The sequence below is a fragment of the Pseudomonas sp. IT-P74 genome, assembly GCF_949768175.1.
Lineage (GTDB): Bacteria > Pseudomonadota > Gammaproteobacteria > Pseudomonadales > Pseudomonadaceae > Aquipseudomonas.
Map to the genome: position 1 here is coordinate 21,254 of NZ_CATKQD010000005.1, position 20,992 is coordinate 42,245.

Annotated in this window: 17 protein-coding genes; 8 read left to right on the top strand and 9 right to left on the bottom strand. The window is 60.2% G+C overall.

Annotation, left to right across the window (positions count from 1 at the left end; genetic code table 11):
- Positions 1–36 precede the first annotated feature (36 nt).
- A complete protein-coding gene (locus tag ACM6J5_RS04740; RefSeq protein WP_095945183.1) occupies positions 37–783 on the bottom strand; it encodes a 3-oxoacyl-ACP reductase family protein in 747 nt (248 codons plus the stop codon).
- A gap of 124 nt (positions 784–907) precedes the next feature.
- Here ACM6J5_RS04740 and ACM6J5_RS04745 point away from each other — a divergent pair, with 124 nt between their 5' ends.
- The gene (locus ACM6J5_RS04745; protein ID WP_095945182.1) at positions 908–1,831 is read left to right on the top strand and encodes a LysR family transcriptional regulator; all 924 of its coding nucleotides are present in this window, start codon (positions 908–910) and stop codon (positions 1,829–1,831) included.
- Between the two features lie 116 nt (positions 1,832–1,947).
- On the opposite strand, the gene ACM6J5_RS04750 is transcribed toward ACM6J5_RS04745, so the two are convergent.
- The 3 genes from ACM6J5_RS04750 to ACM6J5_RS04760 form a co-directional block, all read right to left on the bottom strand.
- Positions 1,948–2,676 (bottom strand): aspartate/glutamate racemase family protein, encoded by a 729-nt coding sequence (locus ACM6J5_RS04750; RefSeq protein WP_095945181.1) that lies wholly within the window; start codon positions 2,674–2,676, stop codon positions 1,948–1,950.
- A 56-nt stretch (positions 2,677–2,732) separates the two neighbouring features.
- Entirely contained in the window at positions 2,733–4,274 is a 1,542-nt protein-coding gene (locus ACM6J5_RS04755) for an NCS1 family nucleobase:cation symporter-1 (RefSeq protein WP_095945180.1), read from the bottom strand.
- Between the two features lie 566 nt (positions 4,275–4,840).
- Positions 4,841–5,581, bottom strand: a complete 741-nt coding sequence (locus ACM6J5_RS04760) for a phosphoadenylyl-sulfate reductase (RefSeq protein ID WP_095945179.1) — start codon at positions 5,579–5,581, stop codon at positions 4,841–4,843.
- Between the two features lie 173 nt (positions 5,582–5,754).
- Here ACM6J5_RS04760 and thrH point away from each other — a divergent pair, with 173 nt between their 5' ends.
- Positions 5,755–6,372 (top strand): bifunctional phosphoserine phosphatase/homoserine phosphotransferase ThrH, encoded by a 618-nt coding sequence (gene thrH, locus ACM6J5_RS04765; protein WP_057715714.1) that lies wholly within the window; start codon positions 5,755–5,757, stop codon positions 6,370–6,372.
- Positions 6,373–6,476: 104 nt separating this feature from the next.
- Here the strand turns inward: thrH and pabB are convergent, their stop codons facing one another.
- The 4 genes from pabB to ACM6J5_RS04785 form a co-directional block, all read right to left on the bottom strand.
- Positions 6,477–7,820: an aminodeoxychorismate synthase component I gene (gene pabB, locus ACM6J5_RS04770; protein ID WP_414927921.1), complete on the bottom strand. Its 1,344-nt coding sequence runs from the start codon at positions 7,818–7,820 to the stop codon at positions 6,477–6,479.
- 214 nt (positions 7,821–8,034) lie between these two features.
- On the bottom strand, positions 8,035–9,021 hold the full coding sequence (locus tag ACM6J5_RS04775) for an alpha-L-glutamate ligase-like protein (RefSeq protein WP_095945177.1): 987 nt from the start codon (positions 9,019–9,021) through the stop codon (positions 8,035–8,037).
- Complete coding sequence (locus ACM6J5_RS04780) at positions 9,021–10,556, bottom strand: inactive transglutaminase family protein (protein WP_414927922.1); 1,536 nt, start codon at positions 10,554–10,556, stop codon at positions 9,021–9,023. Before ACM6J5_RS04780 ends, ACM6J5_RS04775 begins: the two co-directional genes overlap by 1 nt.
- A 5-nt stretch (positions 10,557–10,561) precedes the next feature.
- Positions 10,562–11,098 (bottom strand): ATP-dependent zinc protease, encoded by a 537-nt coding sequence (locus ACM6J5_RS04785; RefSeq protein WP_414927923.1) that lies wholly within the window; start codon positions 11,096–11,098, stop codon positions 10,562–10,564.
- Positions 11,099–11,396: 298 nt separating this feature from the next.
- Between ACM6J5_RS04785 and ACM6J5_RS04790 the strand changes: the two genes are divergently transcribed.
- The 6 genes from ACM6J5_RS04790 to prpD all read left to right on the top strand — a co-directional run bounded on the left by ACM6J5_RS04790 (position 11,397) and on the right by prpD (position 19,958).
- Positions 11,397–12,116: a GntR family transcriptional regulator gene (locus ACM6J5_RS04790; RefSeq protein WP_008048579.1), complete on the top strand. Its 720-nt coding sequence runs from the start codon at positions 11,397–11,399 to the stop codon at positions 12,114–12,116.
- Entirely contained in the window at positions 12,113–13,003 is an 891-nt protein-coding gene (prpB, locus tag ACM6J5_RS04795) for a methylisocitrate lyase (protein ID WP_095945174.1), read from the top strand. The genes ACM6J5_RS04790 and prpB overlap by 4 nt, the downstream gene beginning before the upstream one ends.
- 149 nt (positions 13,004–13,152) lie before the next feature.
- A complete protein-coding gene (gene prpC / locus ACM6J5_RS04800) occupies positions 13,153–14,280 on the top strand; it encodes a 2-methylcitrate synthase (protein WP_150671843.1) in 1,128 nt (375 codons plus the stop codon).
- Positions 14,281–14,423: 143 nt separating this feature from the next.
- The gene (acnD, locus tag ACM6J5_RS04805) at positions 14,424–17,018 is read left to right on the top strand and encodes a Fe/S-dependent 2-methylisocitrate dehydratase AcnD (protein WP_095945172.1); all 2,595 of its coding nucleotides are present in this window, start codon (positions 14,424–14,426) and stop codon (positions 17,016–17,018) included.
- A gap of 66 nt (positions 17,019–17,084) precedes the next feature.
- Positions 17,085–18,275 (top strand): 2-methylaconitate cis-trans isomerase PrpF, encoded by a 1,191-nt coding sequence (gene prpF / locus ACM6J5_RS04810; protein WP_414927924.1) that lies wholly within the window; start codon positions 17,085–17,087, stop codon positions 18,273–18,275.
- A gap of 198 nt (positions 18,276–18,473) precedes the next feature.
- Entirely contained in the window at positions 18,474–19,958 is a 1,485-nt protein-coding gene (gene prpD, locus ACM6J5_RS04815; protein ID WP_095945170.1) for a 2-methylcitrate dehydratase, read from the top strand.
- Between the two features lie 118 nt (positions 19,959–20,076).
- Here prpD and ACM6J5_RS04820 read toward each other — a convergent pair whose 3' ends face one another.
- On the bottom strand, positions 20,077–20,895 hold the full coding sequence (locus tag ACM6J5_RS04820; protein WP_008048584.1) for a pyruvate, water dikinase regulatory protein: 819 nt from the start codon (positions 20,893–20,895) through the stop codon (positions 20,077–20,079).
- Positions 20,896–20,992: the final 97 nt, after the last annotated feature.

Here is a 20,992-nt window from a genome sequence, read left to right on the forward strand (position 1 = left end):
CTCGCTCCCACAGTTATTGCAGTTGGCAGATACGAATCAGGCGCCGAAACCACCGTCGATGGTCAGGCTGGCTCCAGTGATGTAGCCCGCTTCAGGGCTGACGAGGTAGGCGACGAAACTGGCGATCTCTTCGGCCTTGCCGTAACGGCCCACGGCCATCAACGGGATCAGGCTTTCCGCAAAGTCACCGTGGGCCGGGTTCATGTCGGTGTCGACCGGGCCCGGTTGCACGTTATTGATAGTGATGCCTTGCGGGCCGAGATCACGGGCCAGGCCTTTGGTCAGGCCGACCAGCGCCGACTTGCTCATGGCGTACGGGCCGCCACCGGCGAAGGGCATGCGGTCGGCATTGGTGCTGCCGATGTTGATGATGCGACCGCCTTCGGTCATGTGCCTGGCGGCGGCCTGGGTGGCGATGAACACGCTGCGCACGTTGATGGCCAGGGTCTGGTCGAAGTCTTCGAGTTTGAACTCGGCCAGCGGTGCGACCGCCAGTACGCCGGCATTATTGACCAGGATATCCAGGCGACCGAAGGCTTCTACCGTGGTGGACACGGCACCGCGGATGGCGTCGGCGTCGGCGCTGTCGGCCTTGATGGCCAGGGCCTTGCCGCCCTTGGCGATGATGCTGTCTTGCAGTTCTTCGGCCTTGGCCGTGGAGCTGACGTAAGTGAAGGCAACGGTCGCGCCTTCAGCGGCCAAGCGCTTGACGATGGCGGCGCCGATACCGCGGGAACCACCTTGAATCAATGCCACTTTGCCGCTGAGGTTCTGAGTAGTCATGTCGATCTCCAAGTCCCGAGGCGAGATGTCCCGGTTGATGGAGCCTAGTATCGATTCAGGATTACCTGCTGTGTAGACCATAATTGCGATAGTCTGTGTAAACCAAAAGTTTATAGTGGCGCCTATGGAAACCTTCAGCAGTATCGAATGCTTTGTGCGCAGTGCCGAGGTCGGCAGCTTTGCCGAAGCGGCGCGTCGCTTGAGCCTGACACCGGCGGCGGTGGGCAAGAGCGTTGCCAAACTCGAGGCGCGCCTGGGCGTCAGATTGTTCCAGCGCAGCACTCGCAGCCTGACCCTGACGGAGGCCGGTCAACTTTTCCTTGGTGAAGTCAGTGCCAGTCTGCACACCATCCAGAATGCCGTGGCTAATCTCGCCAGCGCCGAGGGACGCCCGGCAGGCACCTTGAAGGTCAGCATGGGCACGGTGTTCGGACGCTTGTATATCGTGCCGCTGCTCGGGGAGTTCTTGCGGCGTTTTCCGGCGATCAATCCGGACTGGCATTTCGACAACCGTCAGGTCGACCTGATCGGCCAGGGTTTCGATGCCGCGATCGGTGGCGGATTCGAACTGCCTCAAGGGGTGGTGGCACGCAAGCTGACGCCAGCCCATCGCGTGTTGGTAGCCTCCGCGGGTTACCTGGCGGCGCACGAAGCGATCCTCGAGCCCGATGATCTCAAGCAGCACGACGGCATCCTCATTCGCTCGCCGCAGACCGGTCGCGTGCGCTCCTGGCAATTGACCAGTCGCACCCAGCAACACAGTTCGTTGGCCCTCAAGACGCGGATGACCCTGAGCGACTCGGAGGCCGCTTGCGCCACGGCCACCCAGGGCCTGGGCATTGCGCTGGTGAGCATGCCGTTTGCCGTGGGCTATCTGGAGGCGGGGACGTTGCAGAGGGTGTTGCCGGACTGGTATGTCGACGATGGCAATATTTCCATCTATTACGCCGAACACAAACTGCTGCCTGGCAAGACCCGGGCGTTTGTGGAATTCGTCATTGAGCAGTTTGCCGAGCGGGGGTTGGGGCAGAGGTTTAGTGCTGTTTGAGCAAGTCTTGAAACCGGGGTGCGGCCATCGCGAGCAGGCTCGCTCCCACACTGGATCTGCGACGCAAGCAAATCCCCTGTGGGAGCGAGCCTGCTCGCGATGAGCGATAACGCGGTCTACCGGGCAAACCGCCCCGGCCAGCCAATGATGTTTTTCGGCCGCGGCGTCGCATAGGTCCGCACTTTCGATGTCGACAGCCCCAGTCGCACCAATGATTCGGCAATGGTCACTGCCGCCGTCACGCCGTCCACCACCGGTACCCCGGTACGCCGGCGAATCTGCTCGTCCAGCCCAGCCATGCCGCCGCAGCCCAGGCAAATCACTTCGGCCTTGTCCCGGGTCACCGCCAGTTCGGCCTGATGCACGATGGCCTCCAGTGCGCGCTGCGGTTCGTGTTCCAGTTCCAGCACGGCCAAACCACTGGCCCGTACCGAGGCGCAACGGTCCCAGAGGCCGGAGAGCTTGAGGCGATCTTCGATCAGCGGCACGGTGCGGTCGAGGGTGGTGACCACGGAATAGGCGTGACCGAGAAACATTGCCGTGCTGGCGGCGGCATCGGTGATGTCCACCACCGGCACATTGAGCAGTTCCTGCAAGCCTTCACGGCCGTGTTCGCCGTAGCCGGCCTGGATCACGGCGTCGAACGGCTGGTCGTAGGACATCACCCGGTCCATGACCGCGATGGCCGCCAGGTAACTTTCGAAATTGCCTTCGATGGAGTCGGCGCCGAAGTACGGGGTGAGGCCGACGATTTCCGTGCCGGGCGATGCGACGGCCTGCGCCGAGCGGGCGATGGCCTGGGTGATGGATTCGGTGGTGTTGACGTTGACCACGAGAATGCGCATGGGGAGTCCTTATTGCAGTTGGTTCTGCGACCCGGTATCGCCGGGCCGCGACAGGATCAATGGCTGACGTTGTCGACCGCGATGGCTTCGCCGCTGACATCGGTGTAGAGCGGTTGGCGCTTGGCGATGATCAGGTAGAGCATCCCGGCGATGCCGGCACCCATCAGCCAGGAGAACGGCGATACGCTGTGGAAACCCGGCACCAGGGCCAGGACAATGGCGATGAGGGCGGCGGGAATGAACGCCGCCACGGCGCGCAAATTGACCCCGCGGCTGTAGTAATACGCGCCGTTCGGGTCTTCGCTGTACAACTGCGGCACGTTGACCCGGCCTTTTCGCACCAGCCAGTAGTCGACCATGATCACCCCGTACAACGGGCCGAGCAGGGCACCGAGGCCGGACAGGAAATACACGATCACCAGCGGGCTGTTGTAGAGGTTCCACGGCAGGATCAGCACGGCGATGGTCGCGCTGATCAGCCCGGCGCGGCGGAAGGTCAGGTACTTGGGCGCCAGGTTGCTGAGCACGAACGCCGGGGCGACGAAGTTGGCCATGATGTTCACTGCCACGGTGACGATCAGGAACGCCAGGCAGCCGAGCACCAGGAAGAAGGTATTGGGGATCGAGGCGATGATTTCGGTCGGGCTTTCGATGATCCGGCCATTGATCTGAAATTGCGCGCCGCACAGCAGGACGGTGATGCTGGCGAACACCAGGATATTCACCGGCAAGCCCCAGAAATTTCCGACCTTGATGGTCTTGCGGCACGGCGAAGAGCGGGCGAAGTCGCAGAAGTTGAGGATCAAGGTGCCGTAGATCGCCAGCCACAACGCGCCACCGGCAAAGATGTTGCGCCACATCTCACCGCCAGTCAGCGGTTCGCGGATCGACCAGGCGATGGTCGCATCGGCCTGGGTGTACATCCACGCGGCAAGGGCGGCAACGGTCAGCAGAATCACCGGGCCGGCAAATGCCTCGTAGCGCCGCACCATCTCCATGCCATAGGCAAGGATCGCCAGTTGCACGAACCAGATCGCGACGAAACACACCCAGCCCAGGGTCGACAGGCCGAGGATCGAGTCGTGGTCGTAGTCGGCGAAGCCGGGATGGACCGCCGTCAACAGCACGCGAAAGACCACGGACGCAAGGTACGTCTGAATGCCGAACCAGGCGATGGCGATAACGGCGCGGATCAACGCAGGAATTTGCGCACCGTGAATGCCGAAACTGATCCGGCTGATGACCGGAAACGGCACCCCGGTTTTCTGGCCCATGTAGCCAGACAGGTTCATGAAGAAGTAAACCAGCGCCGCGCCGATCCCCAGGGACAGGAGAATCTGCCAGCCACCCAGACCCAAAGCGTACAGACCGATGGCAAACGAGTAGTTGGCAATGTTGTGCACGTCGTTGGTCCACAGGGCAAAGATGCTGTAGCGGCCCCAGCGCCGACCTTCGGCCTTGGTCGGCGCCAGGTCCTTGTTGTGCAATCGGGGGCTGAGCACCACGGGGGCGTGATGCGCCTGATTGTCGGCGGTGTGGGTGGAATGGGAGGAGGGTAGATCCAGCGCGATGTTGTTATTGGAGAGACTAGTACGCATTCCGGCAGGCTCCTGATGCTCGACGCCGCGATGACTGTGCATGAGCGTCGGCTCGACAAATCTTCGTCGCGGGTGGCGAATATCATTGATTACGGGGCATCTGCAGCCTGTACGGGATAGGGCGCTTCAGGCTTGCGGATCTAAAGTGTGTGTATGTTTTGATTTTATTGTATACAAAACATGTATGCACTTAAGCCAGATCCATGCCAGTCGGAAGTTCTATGAAAGGCATTGCTCATTTCTTTTTGTTATGGCTTTTCGCCAAGTTACTGAAAAGCAATCAATATAAATTGACTGTTTGATCAGGTATTTATTTTCCGGAGGGGATTCAGGAGGGAGTGGCGGCGCCAGGCAAGCGGAGGGATGTAACTTTTGGGGGCGCGGAAACAAAAAGTGCACACATAAATGGCACTGATGGTGACATTCCTGTGTACACATTTTTTGAAGCTGCAGATAACACTGTAGGAGCGAGCCTGCTCGCGATGGTCGTCAACGATAACGCGGGGTGCCTGATACCCGGCTGCGTTCTCGGGTTCATCGCGAGCAGGCTCGCTCCTACAGTGGGTTTACGCTTTGGATTTGCTAATGATATTCCCCGCATGCAGCCCGCATTCCTTCTGCGTCGCTTCTTCCCACCACCAGCGGCCTTCGCGCTCGTGCTGGTTCGGCAGTACCGGGCGGGTGCAGGGTTCGCAGCCGATGCTGATGAAACCGCGTTCGTGCAGGCTGTTGTACGGCAGCTCCAGCATGCGGATGTAGCCCCAGATCTCTTCGCTGGTCATTTGTGCCAGCGGGTTGAACTTGTACAGGGTGCGTTCCGGGGTGGAGAACGCGGTGTCGATTTCCATCACCGCGACGGCGCTGCGGGTGCCGGGGCTCTGGTCCCGGCGCTGGCCGGTGGCCCAGGCCTTCACGCCTGACAGCTTGCGGCGCAGCGGTTCGATCTTGCGGATGCCGCAGCATTCGCCATGACCGTCCTTGTAGAAACTGAACAGGCCTTTTTCCTTAACGAACGGTTCAAGTTTCGTGTGGTCCGGCGACACCAGCTCGATGTCGATCTTGTAGTGCTCGCGCACCTGATCGATGAAGCGGTAGGTCTCGGGGTGCAGGCGGCCGGTGTCGAGGCTGAACACCTTGACGTTCTTGTTCAGCTTCCAGGCCATGTCCACCAGCACTACGTCTTCGGCGCCGCTGAAAGATATCCACAGGTCATCGCCGAACTCGGCAAAAGCGAGTTTGAGAATGTCCTGGGCGGACTTGTTGGCATAGGTCGTGGCGAGTTCCACGACGTCGAACGTTGGGCTCATCAGGGCGGCTTCCTACAGGTCGGTGGCGCTGGGCGCTCTATATGGGGTCGATGGTAACAAAAAGCTGCGCGGGCCGGGGCATCCTCTGCGTTGCGCAGGCAGGCCCGAGTCGCTAGAGTTCGGCAGTCTTTTTGCTCGCTCGACTCAATAATCAATACAAATGGGAGTGTCTTGTGGAAATTGCCTGTCTGGATCTTGAAGGTGTGCTGGTTCCGGAAATCTGGATCGCCTTCGCCGAAAAAACCGGGATCGAATCCCTCAGGGCCACCACCCGGGACATTCCCGACTACGACGTGCTGATGAAGCAGCGCCTGCGGATCCTCGACGAGCACGGCCTGAAGCTCTCCGACATTCAGGAGGTGATCGCCACGCTCAAGCCGCTGGACGGCGCCATCGAGTTCGTCGACTGGCTGCGCGAGCGCTTCCAGGTGGTGATCCTGTCGGACACCTTCTATGAGTTTTCCCAGCCGCTGATGCGTCAGCTGGGCTTCCCGACCTTGCTCTGTCATCGCCTGATTACTGACGACACCGGGCGAGTCACTGACTATCAACTGCGTCAGAAAGATCCAAAACGTCAGTCGGTCCTGGCCTTCAAGAGCCTCTACTACCGGGTGATCGCGGCAGGGGATTCCTACAACGACACCACGATGTTGGGCGAAGCCGATGCCGGGATTCTGTTCCATGCGCCGGACAATGTGATTGCGCAGTTCCCGCAGTTCCCGGCGGTGCATACGTTTGAAGCGCTGAAGCAGGAGTTCATCAAGGCTTCGAACCGCACTTTGAGCCTGTAACCTCGACCTTGTAGGAGCGAGCCTGCTCGCGATGAGCCTGAGAGCGCCGCGGGGTGTCAGGTTTCCGGCGTTATCGTTGACGACCATCGCGAGCTGGCTCGCTCCTACAGGTTTTGCAGCGTATCGAGCAAGACCTTCACCTTGGTGATCGATTCCTGAAATTCGGCCTGCCACTCCGAGTCCGCGACAATCCCGCCGCCGCCCCAGCAACACACCTGCCCGTCCTTGACCAGCAAACTGCGAATGGCGATGGAGCTGTCCATCTCGCCGCGTACGTCCAGGTACAGTAACGAACCGCAATACAGGCCGCGCCGGGTCGGCTCCAGCTCGTCGATGATCTGCATGGCGCGAATCTTTGGCGCGCCGGTAATCGAGCCGCCAGGGAAGCTGCCGGCGATCAGGTCCAGGGCATCGCGCTCATCCGCCAGTTCACCGGTGACGCTGCTCACCAGGTGGTGCACGTTCGGATAGCTTTCCAGGCTGAACAGTTCCGGCACCCGTACTGAACCGGTGCGGCAGGTGCGACCGAGGTCATTGCGCAGCAGGTCGACAATCATCAGGTTTTCCGCGCGGTCCTTGGGGCTGGCCAGCAATTCGGCGGCGTTCGCGGCGTCTTGCTCTGGCGTCAGCCCCCGCGGGCGGGTGCCCTTGATCGGGCGGGTTTCCACATGACCCTGGCTGACTTTGACGAAGCGTTCCGGCGACAGGCTGAGTACGGCGTCGCCGTCGGGCAAGCTCTGAAAACCGGAAAAAGGCGTTGGGCATGCTGCGCGCAGCGCACAGTAAGCGGCCCACGAATCACCCTGGCAAGGCGCGCGAAACCGTTGGGCGAAATTGACCTGGTAACAGTCGCCGGCCTGAATGTACTGCTGGATGCGTTCGATGGCCTGTTGATACTCGTCTGCGCTCAAGTCGGCGGTCATCGGAGTGAGCAGTTTGAAGGGCGCGACCTCTTGCGGGGCAGGCTGGCTGAACAGCTCGATCAGGCGCTGACGCTCGCTGTCGGGCAGGGTCGGGTGGAACACCAATTGACTGCTCAGCGACAGGTGGTCGCTGATCAATGCCCAGCCGTACAAGCCGAAACGCGCGTCGGGCAAATGGAGGTCGTCACGGGCCTGGCTCGGCAGGCGCTCCAGATGTCGGCCGAAGTCGTAACTCAGATAGCCGATCAACCCACCGGCAAACGGCAACTCATAAGGTGCCGGCAGAGTGGCTTCGCCCAGTCGTGTCAGGTTGTCGCGCAGGCGTTGCAGGAAAGCGTCGCCACTTTCGTCGGGTGATACCGTCAATTGCTCCAATGGCCAGGCGCTGAGCAGGTCATAGCGACCGCGGTCGGCGCTGGGGCGGCCACTGTCGAGCAGGACGGCGCCGGGCGCATGGCGAATCGCCGCGAAATATTCGGCGGGGTTGGCGCGATAGGGCAGCGGGTGTACGGAGCAGATCAACATGGGCGGGGGAAGTCAGCCATCGAGGCGGGGTGGCGATTGTAGTCCTCTGCAGGATTTGGTCCTAGAGGGATGTCGGAAATTGAAAGATTGGGGCAAGGCTGGGGGGCTTTGGGTGCATACAAGTCAGTCATCGCGAGCAGGCTCGCTCCCACAGGGTTCAGCGCCGTTCTTGTGGGAGCGAGCCTGCTCGCGAAAGAGGCGACTCGGTTCTGGATCAGCCCTCGACCGCAGGAATATGCCCAAACAACTCCTGCACAAACGCCACGCGCTCTTCGACCGTTTCGGTCACGCCACGGGTCTTCAGGTCTTCCAGCCGTGCCTCGACCGCATGAGTGCGCAACGTCAGGCCGCAGTCATTGGCAATCTGGATATTCAGCCCGGGCCGGGCGTTGAGTTCCAGAATCAGCGGGCCTTTTTCCTGGTCCAGGACCATGTCGACACCGATGTAGCCCAAGCCGCACAACTCATGACAGCCAGCGGCGAGCTTCATGAAACCGTCCCAGTAGGGCAGTTGCACGCCATCCACTGCGTTGGTGGTGTCCGGGTGTTTGTTGATGATGTTGTTCAGCCAGGTGCCGCGCAGGGTCAGGCCGGTGGCCAGGTCCACGCCGACACCGATGGCGCCCTGGTGCAGGTTGGCCTTGCCGTTGGACTGGCGCGTCGGCAGGCGCAACATGGCCATCACCGGGTAGCCCATCAACACAATGATGCGAATGTCCGGTACGCCTTCGTAACTGATGCTCTTGAAGATCTGGTCCGGAATCACGCGGTATTCGATCAGCGCCCGGTCGCGGTGACCGCCCAGGGAGTACAGGCCGGTCAGGATGCTGGAAACCTGGTGCTCGATTTCTTCATGGCTGATGATCCGGCCGGACACCGTGCGATAACGCCCTTCAAAGCGGTCGGCAATGACCAGGATGCCATCACCGCCAGCGCCCTGGGCCGGTTTGATCACGAAGTCATTGCGTGCGCCGATGATCTCTTCGAGGTTATCGATTTCCTTCTCGGTGGAAATCACCCCATAGAGTTCCGGTACATGAATGCCGGCGGCGATGGCGCGCTCCTTGGTGATGATCTTGTCATCGACGATCGGGTACAGGCTGCGCTTGTTGTACTTGAGCACGTAGTCTGCGTTGCGCCGATTGATCCCCATGATGCCCCGGGCTTCCAGGGCCTTCCAGGTCTTCCAGAGGCCGAACATCAGGCGTCAACCTTTTTCAGGAAGGCCTTGAAGCGCACCAGTTCGGTCAGGCGATAACCGCGATAACGCCCCATGGCCAGCATGAAACCTACCAGGATCAGCAGGATCGCCGGGAAAGTGAACACGAAGTACACCAGTTCCGGCACGGTCATGATCAGGTGCGCCAGGGACGCGGCGAACAGCGTGCCGATGGCCACTTTCATGGCATGGCCACCGCCGCGCTCTTCCCAGGTGATCGACAGGCGTTCGATGGTCATGGTCAGGATCACCATCGGGAACAGCGCGACGGACAAGCCGCGTTCCAGGCCGAGTTTATGGCTGAACAGGCTGATCGCCGCAATCAACACCACCACGAACGTCAGCACCACCGACAGCCTCGGCAGCATTTGCAGTTTCAGGTGTTCAAGGTAGGAACGCAGCGACAGGCCCAGCGCCGTGATGATGGTAAACAGCATGATGCCGAAGCCGAGCTGGGTTTCGCGGAAGGCCAGGGCGATCAGCACCGGGGTGAAGGTGCCCAGGGTCTGGATGCCGATCAGGTTGCGCAGGATCAGGATCACCAGCACGCCGATCGGGATCATCACCATGATCATGAAAGTCTGCTGGGTCTGCAGCGGCAGGCCATACAGCGAGTATTCGAGGAAGTTGGCGTCGGTGTTTTCGTCGGTCAGCTTGGCCAGGCGAATGGCGTTCATTTCGCTGTTGTTCAGGCTGAAGGTCACGTTGGCTTTCTTGCCGCCATCGACGGTGATCAGGTTTTCGTCGCCGGTCCACCACAGCAGGCGGTCGGTCGGCAGGCCTTGTTCACCGGTTTCCGGGTTGAAGTACAGCCAGTCGCTGCCATTGAAACTGCGCAGCCACAGTTCCGGCATTTGCGGCTGGTCGGCCACCAGGCGGATGGTGTGGACCTTCTCGATCGGTACGTGGGCGATGGACAGCAGCAACTCGACGATTTTCGCCTTGTGCGCAGCGGATGGGTCGCCGGCCAGCAGCAGTTTCACGTTGTCGTCGTTGAGGTTGTTGACCCGCTTGATGGCTTCGCCGACGAAGGTTTCGACGTCGGCCGAGTGTTGGCGAATCGGTGCAAGCAGGGCTTCGGCGGCGATTTTTTCCGGGCCTTCGATGGTCAGGCTGTCGCGAAAGGTCGGGCCTTTGATCTTGGCTTTCTCGCCGGAATAACGCTTGGTCAGCACCAGGCGGTAGTACAGCGTCTGATTGCCTTTGGCCCGGCGCGCCGACCAGGTGACCTTGCGGTTGCCGTCGACCCGGTTCACGGCCACGCCGTAGTTATTGGAGATGAAGCTCTCGTTGAGGCTGACGAAGTCGCGGCTCAGCGGAGGCACGAACATCTGGATCTTGACCGGGTCTTTGGCACTGGCGACGAACTCGACCTTGGCGTCGATGTTCCACAGGTCGTCGGTGGCGTCTTCGGTCACCGGGATGCCCAGTACGAAGATCTGGTAGGCCGTAATTGAAATGCCCAGCACCACCAGGATGGCGATCAGCAGTTTCAGGTGAAGGGTAAGAGAGCGCATTTGAATTACTCGGCGGTATGAGCGTCGGTGGTGCAGGCAGGTTTGCCGGCAGCATATTTAAGGCTGGGGTCAACCAGTGCATCGAAGCGCTTGAGCGCTTCGGAGCCAATCAGTAGCGGGTATTGGAAAGCGCTGCGGTCGGTCAGGTTCACTTCGATGCTGCGCAGGGCCGAGCCCATGCAGATGTCCAGTTCGATCACCGGGCGGGCGGTGTACTTCTTGCCTTCCTCCGGGTCGTAGTCGCCGGCCCGGCGCTTGATCTTGCTGACGCGGGCCAGCGGGCGTTCGATCGGGTGTGAATGGGCGGTGTCGATGGCCAGGTAAAAGCGCACCCACGACTCGCCGTTGCGTTTGAAACGTTTGATATCCCGTGCACTCAGGGACGCGGTTTTTGCCCCGGTGTCGAGTTTGGCCGCCACTTCCAGATCGATGCCATTGAGCGATGCGTACTCATTGAGGCCATACACGGTCTTTTCCCCGGCCATTGCGAAGCCGGGCAGGCAAAAGAAATAAAGGAAGGTGGGGAAGGGCTTGAGTCTCATAAATCCTGGTGCGCAGCGGTCCGACTTGATTCAAGGCCCTGGCATCGCTGCGCAAGCTCCCTCGTATGCCTGTCAGGTTTTTATGACAGGCAGTGCAGATGTGACAAACAAATGCGGGCGGCATTCTAGCACGGTGGTCTGTTGGCGCCAGCGCTGGCCGGTGGCTATAAATAGAGGGGGTTGCTTCGTAATGGTGCAACCGGTTATCAGAAGATTGTCGACAATATCGATTTAACCTTTGACTGTGCCGCCTGTATTCGTTAGTTTTTGCGGCATTGGCTTACAAGGTGTCGACAATATGCTGGATCAACTCGATCCCCCGGTTTCTACGCAAGACGATACGGAGACACTTTCCGAGAACGTCTTCCGACGCATTCAGGCGGCTATCGTCAAAGGCGATATCGCGCCGGGCAGCAAAATCTCCGAGCCGGAACTGGCGCGCACCTACGGCATCAGCCGTGGCCCGTTGCGCGAGGCCATCCACCGTCTGGAAGGTCAGCGCCTGCTGGTTCGCGTACCGCATGTCGGCGCCCGGGTGGTGTCGCTCAACCACGCCGAACTGATTGAGCTATACGAAATTCGCGAATCCCTGGAAGGCATGGCCTGTCGACTGGCCGCCGAGCGCATGAGCCTCGAAGAAATCGACGAGCTGCGTCGGGTCCTGGAAACCCACGAGCGCGATGAAGCGTTTCAGGCCGGGAGAGGCTACTACCAGCAGGAAGGCGATTTCGACTTTCATTACCGAATCATCCAGGGCAGCGGTAACCGCACGCTGACCCAAATGCTCTGCGGCGAGCTGTATCAACTGGTGCGCATGTACCGCATCCAGTTTTCCACCACGCCCAATCGCCCGCACCAGGCGTTTGCCGAGCACCACCGAATTCTCGATGCCATCGCCGACCGTGACGGTGAGCTGGCCGAGTTGTTGATGCGCCGTCACATCGGCGCCTCCAAACGCAACATCGCCCGTCATTACCAGGACGGCGCTAACCCGACAGCCAAACGAGGTGAGTCATGAGTTTGAACAAGAGCACTCCAGGCCAGCGTTTCCGCGATGCGGTCGCCAGCGAACATCCACTGCAAGTGGTCGGTGCGATCAACGCCAACCACGCGCTGCTGGCCAAGCGCGCCGGTTTCAAGGCGATCTACCTGTCGGGTGGCGGGGTGGCTGCAGGCTCCCTCGGCGTACCGGACCTGGGCATCACCGGCCTGGATGACGTGCTGACCGACGTGCGCCGTATCACCGATGTTTGCGACCTGCCGCTGCTGGTGGACGTGGACACCGGTTTCGGTTCCTCGGCGTTCAACGTCGCTCGCACCGTCAAGTCGATGATCAAGTTTGGCGCCGCAGCGATTCACATCGAAGACCAGGTCGGCGCCAAGCGCTGCGGTCACCGTCCCAACAAGGAAATCGTGACCCAGCAGGAAATGATCGATCGCATCAAGGCGGCCGTCGATGCCCGTACCGATGACAGCTTCGTGATCATGGCCCGTACCGACGCCCTGGCGGTGGAAGGCCTGGAGTCTGCCCTGGATCGCGCCGCTGCGTGCATCGAGGCCGGCGCCGACATGGTGTTCCCGGAAGCCATCACCGAGCTTGAAATGTACAAGCTGTTCGCCAGCCGTGTGAAAGCGCCGATCCTGGCCAACATCACCGAGTTCGGCGCGACGCCGCTGTACACCACCGAGCAGCTTGCTGCTGCCGACGTATCGCTGGTGCTGTACCCGCTGTCGGCGTTCCGTGCCATGAACAAGGCCGCGGAAAACGTCTACACCGCGATCCGTCGCGACGGCACTCAACAAAACGTCATCGACACCATGCAGACCCGCATGGAGCTTTACGATCGCATCGACTACCACACCTTCGAGCAGAAGCTCGATGCGTTGTTCGCTGCCAAGAAATAATCGAACTTTTTATATGTAGGAGCGAGCCTGCTCGCGATGGACGTCAACGATTACGTGGTGTCCCTGATGCACCGAGGTGTTACATCCACCTTCGCGAGCAGGCTCGCTCCTACAGGTTTCTCTGACAAAAAGAATATTGGAGACAAAAAATGGCCGAAGCAAAAGTACTCAGTGGCGCCGGGCTCCGTGGCCAGGTCGCCGGGCAAACCGCACTGTCCACCGTGGGCCAGTCGGGTGCCGGTCTGACCTACCGTGGTTATGACGTACGTGAACTGGCGGCTGACGCACAGTTCGAAGAAGTGGCCTACCTGCTGCTGTACGGCGAACTGCCGAGCAAGGCGCAACTGAACGCCTACATCGACAAACTGAGCAAGCTGCGCGACCTGCCGCAAGCACTGAAAGAAGTGCTGGAACGCATCCCCGCCGACGCCCACCCGATGGACGTGATGCGCACGGGCTGCTCGTTCCTGGGCAACCTGGAGCCGGAGAACAATTTCTCCGAGCAGCACGACAAGACCGACCGACTGCTGGCCGCGTTCCCGGCGATCATGACCTACTGGTATCGTTTCAGCCATGAAGGCAAGCGCATCGATTGCGTGAGCGACGAGCAGTCTATCGGTGGACACTTCCTGCACCTGCTGCACGGCAAGAAGCCGAGCGAGCTGCATGTCAAGGTGATGAACGTTTCGCTGATCCTCTACGCAGAGCACGAGTTCAACGCATCGACCTTCACCGCACGTGTTTGCGCGTCGACCCTGTCTGACCTGTATTCGTGCATCACCGCGGCCATCGGCTCGCTGCGCGGCCCGCTGCACGGCGGCGCCAACGAAGCGGCGATGGAAATGATCGAGCGTTTCTCGTCGCCGGAAGACGCGATCAAGGGCACCCTCGGCATGCTCGAGCGCAAAGACAAGATCATGGGCTTCGGTCACGCGATCTATAAGGACAACGATCCGCGCAATGAGGTGATCAAGGGCTGGTCGAAAAAACTCGCTGACGAAGTGGGCGACAAGGTGTTGTTCCCGGTGTCCGAAGCCATCGACAAAACCATGTGGGAGCAGAAAAAACTGTTCCCTAACGCCGACTTCTACCATGCCTCGGCGTACCACTTCATGGGCATCCCGACCAAGTTGTTCACACCGATCTTCGTCTGCTCACGCCTGACCGGCTGGGCCGCCCACGTGTACGAACAACGTGCCAACAACCGCATCATCCGTCCAAGCGCTGAATACACCGGCGTTGAACAGCGCAAGTTCGTACCCATCGAACAACGCTGAATGGTGGAGGTTTGACGCAGGGATCTGAATTCAACGCAGATCCCTGTAGGAGCGAGCCTGCTCGCTCCTACAGTGGATCGTGTTGATTTCGAACCCGGTGCCAGGCCCCGCCTTTTGTAACTACCGTGACCGAGTCCTGACCGATGAACACTGAATTCCGCAAATCGCTGCCTGGCAGCCACCTGGATTACTTCGATGTCCGCGCGGCAGTCGAGGCGATCCAGCCTGGCGCCTACGACACCCTGCCGTACACCTCCCGTGTGCTGGCGGAAAACCTTGTGCGTCGCTGCGACCCGGCCACGCTCACCGAATCCCTGAAGCAATTCATCGAGCGCAAGCGCGACCTCGACTTCCCGTGGTTCCCGGCTCGCGTGGTGTGCCACGACATTCTCGGCCAGACCGCGCTGGTCGACCTCGCCGGCCTGCGTGACGCCATCGCTCTGCAAGGCGGCGATCCTGCGCAAGTCAACCCGGTGGTGCCGACCCAACTGATCGTCGACCACTCCCTGGCCGTGGAGCGCGGTGGTTTCGATCCCGAGGCGTTCGAGAAGAACCGCGCCATTGAAGACCGTCGCAACGAAGACCGTTTCCACTTCATCAACTGGACCAAGAAGGCGTTCAAGAACGTCGACGTGATCCCGCCGGGCAACGGCATCATGCACCAGATCAACCTGGAGAAGATGTCTCCGGTGATCCAGGTGCGTGACGGCGTGGCGTTCCCTGATACCTGCGTCGGCACCGACAGCCACACCCCGCACGTCGATGCGTTGGGCGTGATCGCCATCGGTGTCGGTGGTCTCGAAGCCGAAAGCGTGATGCTTGGCCGCGCATCGTGGATGCGTCTGCCGGAAAGCGTTGGTGTCGAACTGACAGGCAAGCTGCAACCGGGCATCACCGCCACCGACATGGTGCTGGCGCTGACCGAGTTCCTGCGCCAGCAAAAAGTCGTTGGCGCGTGGCTGGAGTTCTTTGGCGAAGGCGCGTCAAAGCTGACCCTCGGCGACCGCGCGACCATCTCCAACATGGCCCCGGAATACGGCGCCACGGCGGCGATGTTCTACATCGACCAGCAGACCATCGACTACCTCAAACTCACCGGCCGTGAAGACGAGCAGGTGCAACTGGTTGAGAACTACGCCAAGCAGACCGGTCTGTGGGCCGACAGCCTCAAAGGTGCACAGTACGAACGTGGCCTGACCTTCGACCTGTCTTCGGTCGTGCGCAACATGGCTGGCCCGAGCAACCCGCACGCTCGTGTCGCGGTTTCGGATCTGGCAGCCAAAGGCATCTCCGGCCAATGGGACGATGTGCCGGGTCAAATGCCGGACGGCGCGGTGATCATCGCCGCCATCACCAGCTGCACCAACACCAGCAACCCGCGCAACGTGATCGCCGCCGGCCTGCTGGCGCGCAACGCCAACAAGCTCGGCCTGACCCGCAAACCATGGGTCAAGTCGTCCCTGGCACCGGGCTCGAAAACCGTCGCGCTGTACCTCGATGAAGCCGGTTTGACCGAAGAGCTGGATCAGCTCGGTTTCGGCGTCGTGGCCTTCGCCTGCACCACCTGCAACGGCATGTCCGGCGCACTGGACCCGGTGATCCAGCAGGAGATCATCGACCGCGACCTGTACGCCACTGCCGTGTTGTCTGGTAACCGCAACTTCGACGGCCGGATTCACCCGTATGCCAAGCAGGCGTTCCTCGCGTCGCCGCCATTGGTCGTTGCTTACGCCATCGCCGGCACCATCCGTTTCGACATCGAAAAAGATGTGCTGGGCGTGGTGGATGGCAAGGAAATCCGCCTTAAAGACATCTGGCCGAGCGACGAAGAAATCGACGCCGTGGTGAAAGCTTCGGTCAAGCCGGAGCAGTTCCGCCAGGTGTACATCCCGATGTTCGCCATCCACGAAGACACCGGCCCGAAAGTCGCGCCGCTGTACGACTGGCGCGAAATGAGCACCTACATCCGTCGTCCGCCGTACTGGGAAGGCGCGCTGGCCGGCGCTCGTCCGCTCAAGGGCATGCGCCCTCTGGCGGTACTGCCGGACAACATCACCACCGATCACCTGTCGCCGTCCAACGCCATCATGCTCGACAGCGCGGCCGGCGAATACCTGGCGAAAATGGGCCTGCCGGAAGAGGACTTCAACTCTTACGCGACTCACCGTGGTGACCACCTGACCGCGCAGCGCGCGACCTTCGCCAACCCGAAACTGTTCAACGAAATGGTTCAGGAAAACGGCAAGGTCAAGCAGGGTTCGCTGGCCCGTGTCGAGCCGGAAGGCAAAGTGATGCGCATGTGGGAAGCCATCGAGACCTACATGGAGCGCAAGCAGCCGCTGATCATCATCGCAGGTCAAGACTACGGTCAGGGTTCGTCCCGCGACTGGGCGGCGAAGGGCGTGCGTCTGGCCGGTGTGGAAGCGATTGCAGCCGAAGGTTTCGAGCGCATTCACCGCACCAACCTGGTGGGCATGGGCGTGTTGCCGCTGGAATTCAAGCCGGGCACCAACCGCCACACCCTGGCCATCGACGGCAGCGAAACCTACGACGTGATTGGCGACCGCACCCCGCGTGCCGAGCTGACGCTGGTGATCCATCGCAAGAACGGCGAACGCGTCGATGTGCCGGTGACCTGCCGCCTGGACACCGCTGAAGAAGTGTCTATCTACGAGGCTGGCGGCGTGTTGCAACGCTTCGCCCAGGACTTCCTCGAAGAATCGGCGGTTGCCGTTTAACACACGCTTTGCAGACACGGGACTTTGAGTCCCGTGTCTGTTTTCAAGGTTAGGAGTAAGAGCACCATGGCTCACGCAGCTCAGATCAAGATTCCAGCAACTTACATGCGCGGCGGCACCAGCAAAGGCGTGTTTTTCAGCCTGAAGGATTTGCCTGAAGCGGCACAGGTCCCGGGCCCGGCCCGCGACGCTTTGTTGCTGCGTGTGATCGGCAGCCCCGACCCGTACGACAAGCAAATCGACGGTATGGGCGGCGCGACTTCCAGCACCAGCAAAACCGTGATCCTGTCGAAAAGCATCAAGGCTGATCACGATGTCGATTACCTGTTCGGTCAGGTGTCCATCGACAAGCCTTTCGTGGACTGGAGCGGCAACTGCGGCAACCTGTCGGCGGCGGTCGGTTCGTTTGCCGTCAGCAATGGCCTGGTCGACGCCAGCCGCATCCCGCACAACGGCGTGGCGGTGGTTCGCGTGTGGCAGGCCAACATTGGCAAGACCATCATCGCCCACGTGCCGATCACCAATGGTGAAGTGCAGGAGACCGGCGATTTCGAACTCGACGGCGTGACCTTCCCGGCGGCCGAAGTGCAGATCGAGTTCCTCGATCCGGCGGCGGACGAAGAGGGCAGCGGCGGTTCGATGTTCCCTACCGGCAACCTCGTGGATGATCTGGAAGTGCCCGGCGTCGGTACCTTCAAGGCGACCATGATCAACGCCGGCATCCCGACGATTTTCGTCAATGCCGAAGACATCGGCTACAAGGGCACTGAGTTGCAGGGCGCGATCAATGGCGACCCGAAAGCCTTGCTGATGTTCGAAACCATCCGCGCTTACGGCGCATTGCGCATGGGCCTGATTGCCAATATCGACGAAGCGGCGAAACGCCAACACACACCAAAAGTGGCCTTCGTGGCCAAGCCGGCGGACTACGTTTCGTCCAGCGGCAAAGCCATTGCGGCAGGCGATGTCGACCTGTTGGTGCGTGCGTTGTCCATGGGCAAGCTGCATCACGCGATGATGGGTACGGCGGCAGTGGCGATCGGTACGGCCGCGGCGATTTCCGGCACTTTGGTGAACCTCGCAGCGGGCGGCATCGAACGCAACGCGGTGCGCTTCGGACATCCGTCCGGCACCTTGCGCGTCGGCGCAGAGGCCAGTCTGGTGAACGGCGAGTGGACTGTGAACAAGGCAATCATGAGCCGCAGTGCGCGGGTGTTGATGGAAGGCTTTGTGCGTGTGCCGGGTGATTCTTTCTAAGATCACCGAAAACCCTGTGGGAGCGAGCTTGCTCGCGATAGCTGAGTGTCAGACGACATCAATGCTGGATGTGCCGACGCCATCGCGAGCAAGCTCACTCCCACAGTGGAATGGATTTCAATAGTAAGAATTGTCATTGACTGAGAATGCCCTGAACCGAGGTCCCATCAACGACCCACTTCATAGAGTGAATCGAACATGAGTGCCAACGTCGACCTGAACAACCGTCCGGACTACGACAAGGTCCTGCAGGACATTGCCGATTACGTTCTCAACTACAAGATCGAGTCCGCAGAGGCGCTGGATACCGCGCGCAACTGCCTGATCGATACCTTGGGTTGCGGCCTGCTGGCCCTGCGTTTTCCGGAGTGCACCAAGCATCTGGGACCCGTGGTGGAAGGCACCGTCGTGCCGTTCGGCGCCCGGGTGCCGGGGACCAGTTACCGACTCGATCCGGTGAAGGCGGCGTGGGACATCGGCTGCATCGTGCGCTGGCTCGACTACAACGACACCTGGCTCGCGGCGGAGTGGGGGCATCCGTCGGACAACCTCGGCGGTATTCTCGCCGTAGCCGACCATTTATCACAAAAGCACCTGGCCAATGGCGTGGCACCGCTGACCATGCGTACAGTGCTTGAAGCGATGATCATGGCCCACGAGATTCAAGGCGTGATCGCCCTGGAAAACTCGTTCAACCGTGTCGGCCTCGATCACGTCATTCTGGTGAAAGTCGCCTCTACCGCGGTCACAGCCAAGCTGATGGGTGCCAATCGCGAGCAGTTGTTGTCGGCGTTGTCTCATGCCTTTGCTGACGGTCAGGCATTGCGCACTTATCGGCATGCACCGAATGCCGGTTCGCGTAAATCCTGGGCGGCGGGTGATGCGTCCAGTCGTGGCGTGCGTTTGGCTGACATGGCGATGCGCGGCGAGATGGGCATTCCCGGTGTATTGAGTGCCAGGCAGTGGGGGTTTTACGACGTATTGTTCAGCCACACCAACAATGATCTGGCGCTCAAGCCTGAAGACAAGCGTGCGTTCAGTTTTTCGCGGACGTATGGCAGTTATGTGATGGAGAACGTGTTGTTCAAGATCAGTTTTCCGGCCGAGTTCCACGCGCAAACGGCCTGTGAGGCGGCGGTGACTCTGCACCCGCAGGTGCGCAATCGACTGCATGAAATCGACAGGATCGTGATTACTACGCACGAGTCGGCGATTCGCATCATTTCCAAGGTCGGCCCACTGGCCAATGCTGCTGATCGCGATCACTGCATCCAGTACATGACGGCTGTACCGCTGGCTTTCGGCAATCTGGTTGCCGAGTACTACGAAGATGATTTTCACAAGGCACATCCGATCATCGATGTGCTGCGCGACAAGATGGTGATTGTTGAGGAGCCGCGTTTCACCCGCGAGTATCTGGAGCCCGACAAACGCTCGATTGCCAACGCGGTGCAGGTGTTTTTCAAGGACGGTTCGAGTACCGAAAATGTAGTGGTGGAGTACCCGATCGGGCATCGTCGGCGTCGGGCTGAAGGGATTCCGTTGCTGGAGGACAAGTTCAGGGCGAACTTGCTGACACGATTCACCGGGCAGCGCAGTGAGGAGATTTTCGCGCTGTGCAAGGATCAGCAGAAACTCGAGGCGACAGCGGTAAACCGGTTTGTGGATTTGTTTGTTATCTAGGAGACCGCGTTATCGTTCAATCGCTGGCAGGCTAGCTCCCACAGGGGATCTGCGGTGAACACAAATCAACTGTGGGAGCTAGCCTGCTAGCGATGAGGCCAGAACAGGCAATAGAGATTTATTTGAACCGCCGCTCGACGCCTTTCTCCACAAGGATTTTCGCGGAGATTTCCTCCACGGAAAAATGCGTGGAGTTGATGTTCGGGATGTTCTCGCGGCGGAACAGGTTTTCCACCTCGCGCACTTCGAACTCGCACTGGGCGTAGCTCGAATAGCGGCTGTTGGGCTTGCGCTCGTTGCGGATCGCGGTGAGGCGGTCGGGGTCGATGGTCAGACCGAACAGCTTGTGCTGGTGGGCGCGCAGGGCGGACGGCAGTTGCAGGCGTTCCATGTCGTCTTCGGTCAGCGGATAGTTGGCTGCACGGATACCGAATTGCATCGCCATGTACAGGCACGTCGGCGTCTTACCACATCGCGACACGCCCACTAGTATCAGGTCGGCCTTGTCGTAATAGTGCGTGCGGGCGCCGTCGTCGTTGTCGAGGGCGAAGTTAACGGCCTCGATACGCTCCATGTAATTGGTGTTGGCGCCGATGGAGTGGGATTTGCCCACGGTGTAGGAAGAATGCTCGGTCAGTTCCTGTTCAAGCGGTGCCAGGAACGTCGAGAAAATGTCGATCATGAAACCATTCGAGGTTGCGAGAATCTCACGAATGTCCTGATTGACGATGGTGTCGAAGATAATCGGACGGAAGCCGTCGGTTTCGGCGGCTTTGTTGATTTGTTGTACCATGGCCCGAGCTTTGTCCACGTTGTCGATGTACGGCCGCGTGACTTTGCTGAAGGTAATGTTTTCGAACTGCGCCAGAAGGCTTTGACCCAGGGTTTCGGCAGTAATACCGGTACCATCGGAGATAAAGAAAGCAGATCGTTTCATTTGCACCTTGGGCCTTAAGCTAGTGACGAATCTTGGATATGATAGGCGCGATTTGCCGGCCGCCATTGGCCCGCATTCTCACTTATTTTCCAGGTCC

Bases quoted from the DNA above. Each gene is read 5' to 3' on its own strand.
- ACM6J5_RS04740 (WP_095945183.1), bottom strand. From the start codon at position 783: ATGACTACTCAGAACCTCAGCGGCAAAGTGGCATTGATTCAAGGTGGT.
- ACM6J5_RS04745 (WP_095945182.1), top strand. From the start codon at position 908: ATGGAAACCTTCAGCAGTATCGAATGCTTTGTGCGCAGTGCCGAGGTC.
- ACM6J5_RS04750 (WP_095945181.1), bottom strand. From the start codon at position 2,676: ATGCGCATTCTCGTGGTCAACGTCAACACCACCGAATCCATCACCCAG.
- ACM6J5_RS04755 (WP_095945180.1), bottom strand. From the start codon at position 4,274: ATGCGTACTAGTCTCTCCAATAACAACATCGCGCTGGATCTACCCTCC.
- ACM6J5_RS04760 (WP_095945179.1), bottom strand. From the start codon at position 5,581: ATGAGCCCAACGTTCGACGTCGTGGAACTCGCCACGACCTATGCCAAC.
- pabB (WP_414927921.1), bottom strand. From the start codon at position 7,820: ATGTTGATCTGCTCCGTACACCCGCTGCCCTATCGCGCCAACCCCGCC.
- ACM6J5_RS04775 (WP_095945177.1), bottom strand. From the start codon at position 9,021: ATGTTCGGCCTCTGGAAGACCTGGAAGGCCCTGGAAGCCCGGGGCATC.
- ACM6J5_RS04780 (WP_414927922.1), bottom strand. From the start codon at position 10,556: ATGCGCTCTCTTACCCTTCACCTGAAACTGCTGATCGCCATCCTGGTG.
- ACM6J5_RS04785 (WP_414927923.1), bottom strand. From the start codon at position 11,098: ATGAGACTCAAGCCCTTCCCCACCTTCCTTTATTTCTTTTGCCTGCCC.
- ACM6J5_RS04790 (WP_008048579.1), top strand. From the start codon at position 11,397: ATGCTGGATCAACTCGATCCCCCGGTTTCTACGCAAGACGATACGGAG.
- prpB (WP_095945174.1), top strand. From the start codon at position 12,113: ATGAGTTTGAACAAGAGCACTCCAGGCCAGCGTTTCCGCGATGCGGTC.
- prpC (WP_150671843.1), top strand. From the start codon at position 13,153: ATGGCCGAAGCAAAAGTACTCAGTGGCGCCGGGCTCCGTGGCCAGGTC.
- acnD (WP_095945172.1), top strand. From the start codon at position 14,424: ATGAACACTGAATTCCGCAAATCGCTGCCTGGCAGCCACCTGGATTAC.
- prpF (WP_414927924.1), top strand. From the start codon at position 17,085: ATGGCTCACGCAGCTCAGATCAAGATTCCAGCAACTTACATGCGCGGC.
- prpD (WP_095945170.1), top strand. From the start codon at position 18,474: ATGAGTGCCAACGTCGACCTGAACAACCGTCCGGACTACGACAAGGTC.
- ACM6J5_RS04820 (WP_008048584.1), bottom strand. From the start codon at position 20,895: ATGAAACGATCTGCTTTCTTTATCTCCGATGGTACCGGTATTACTGCC.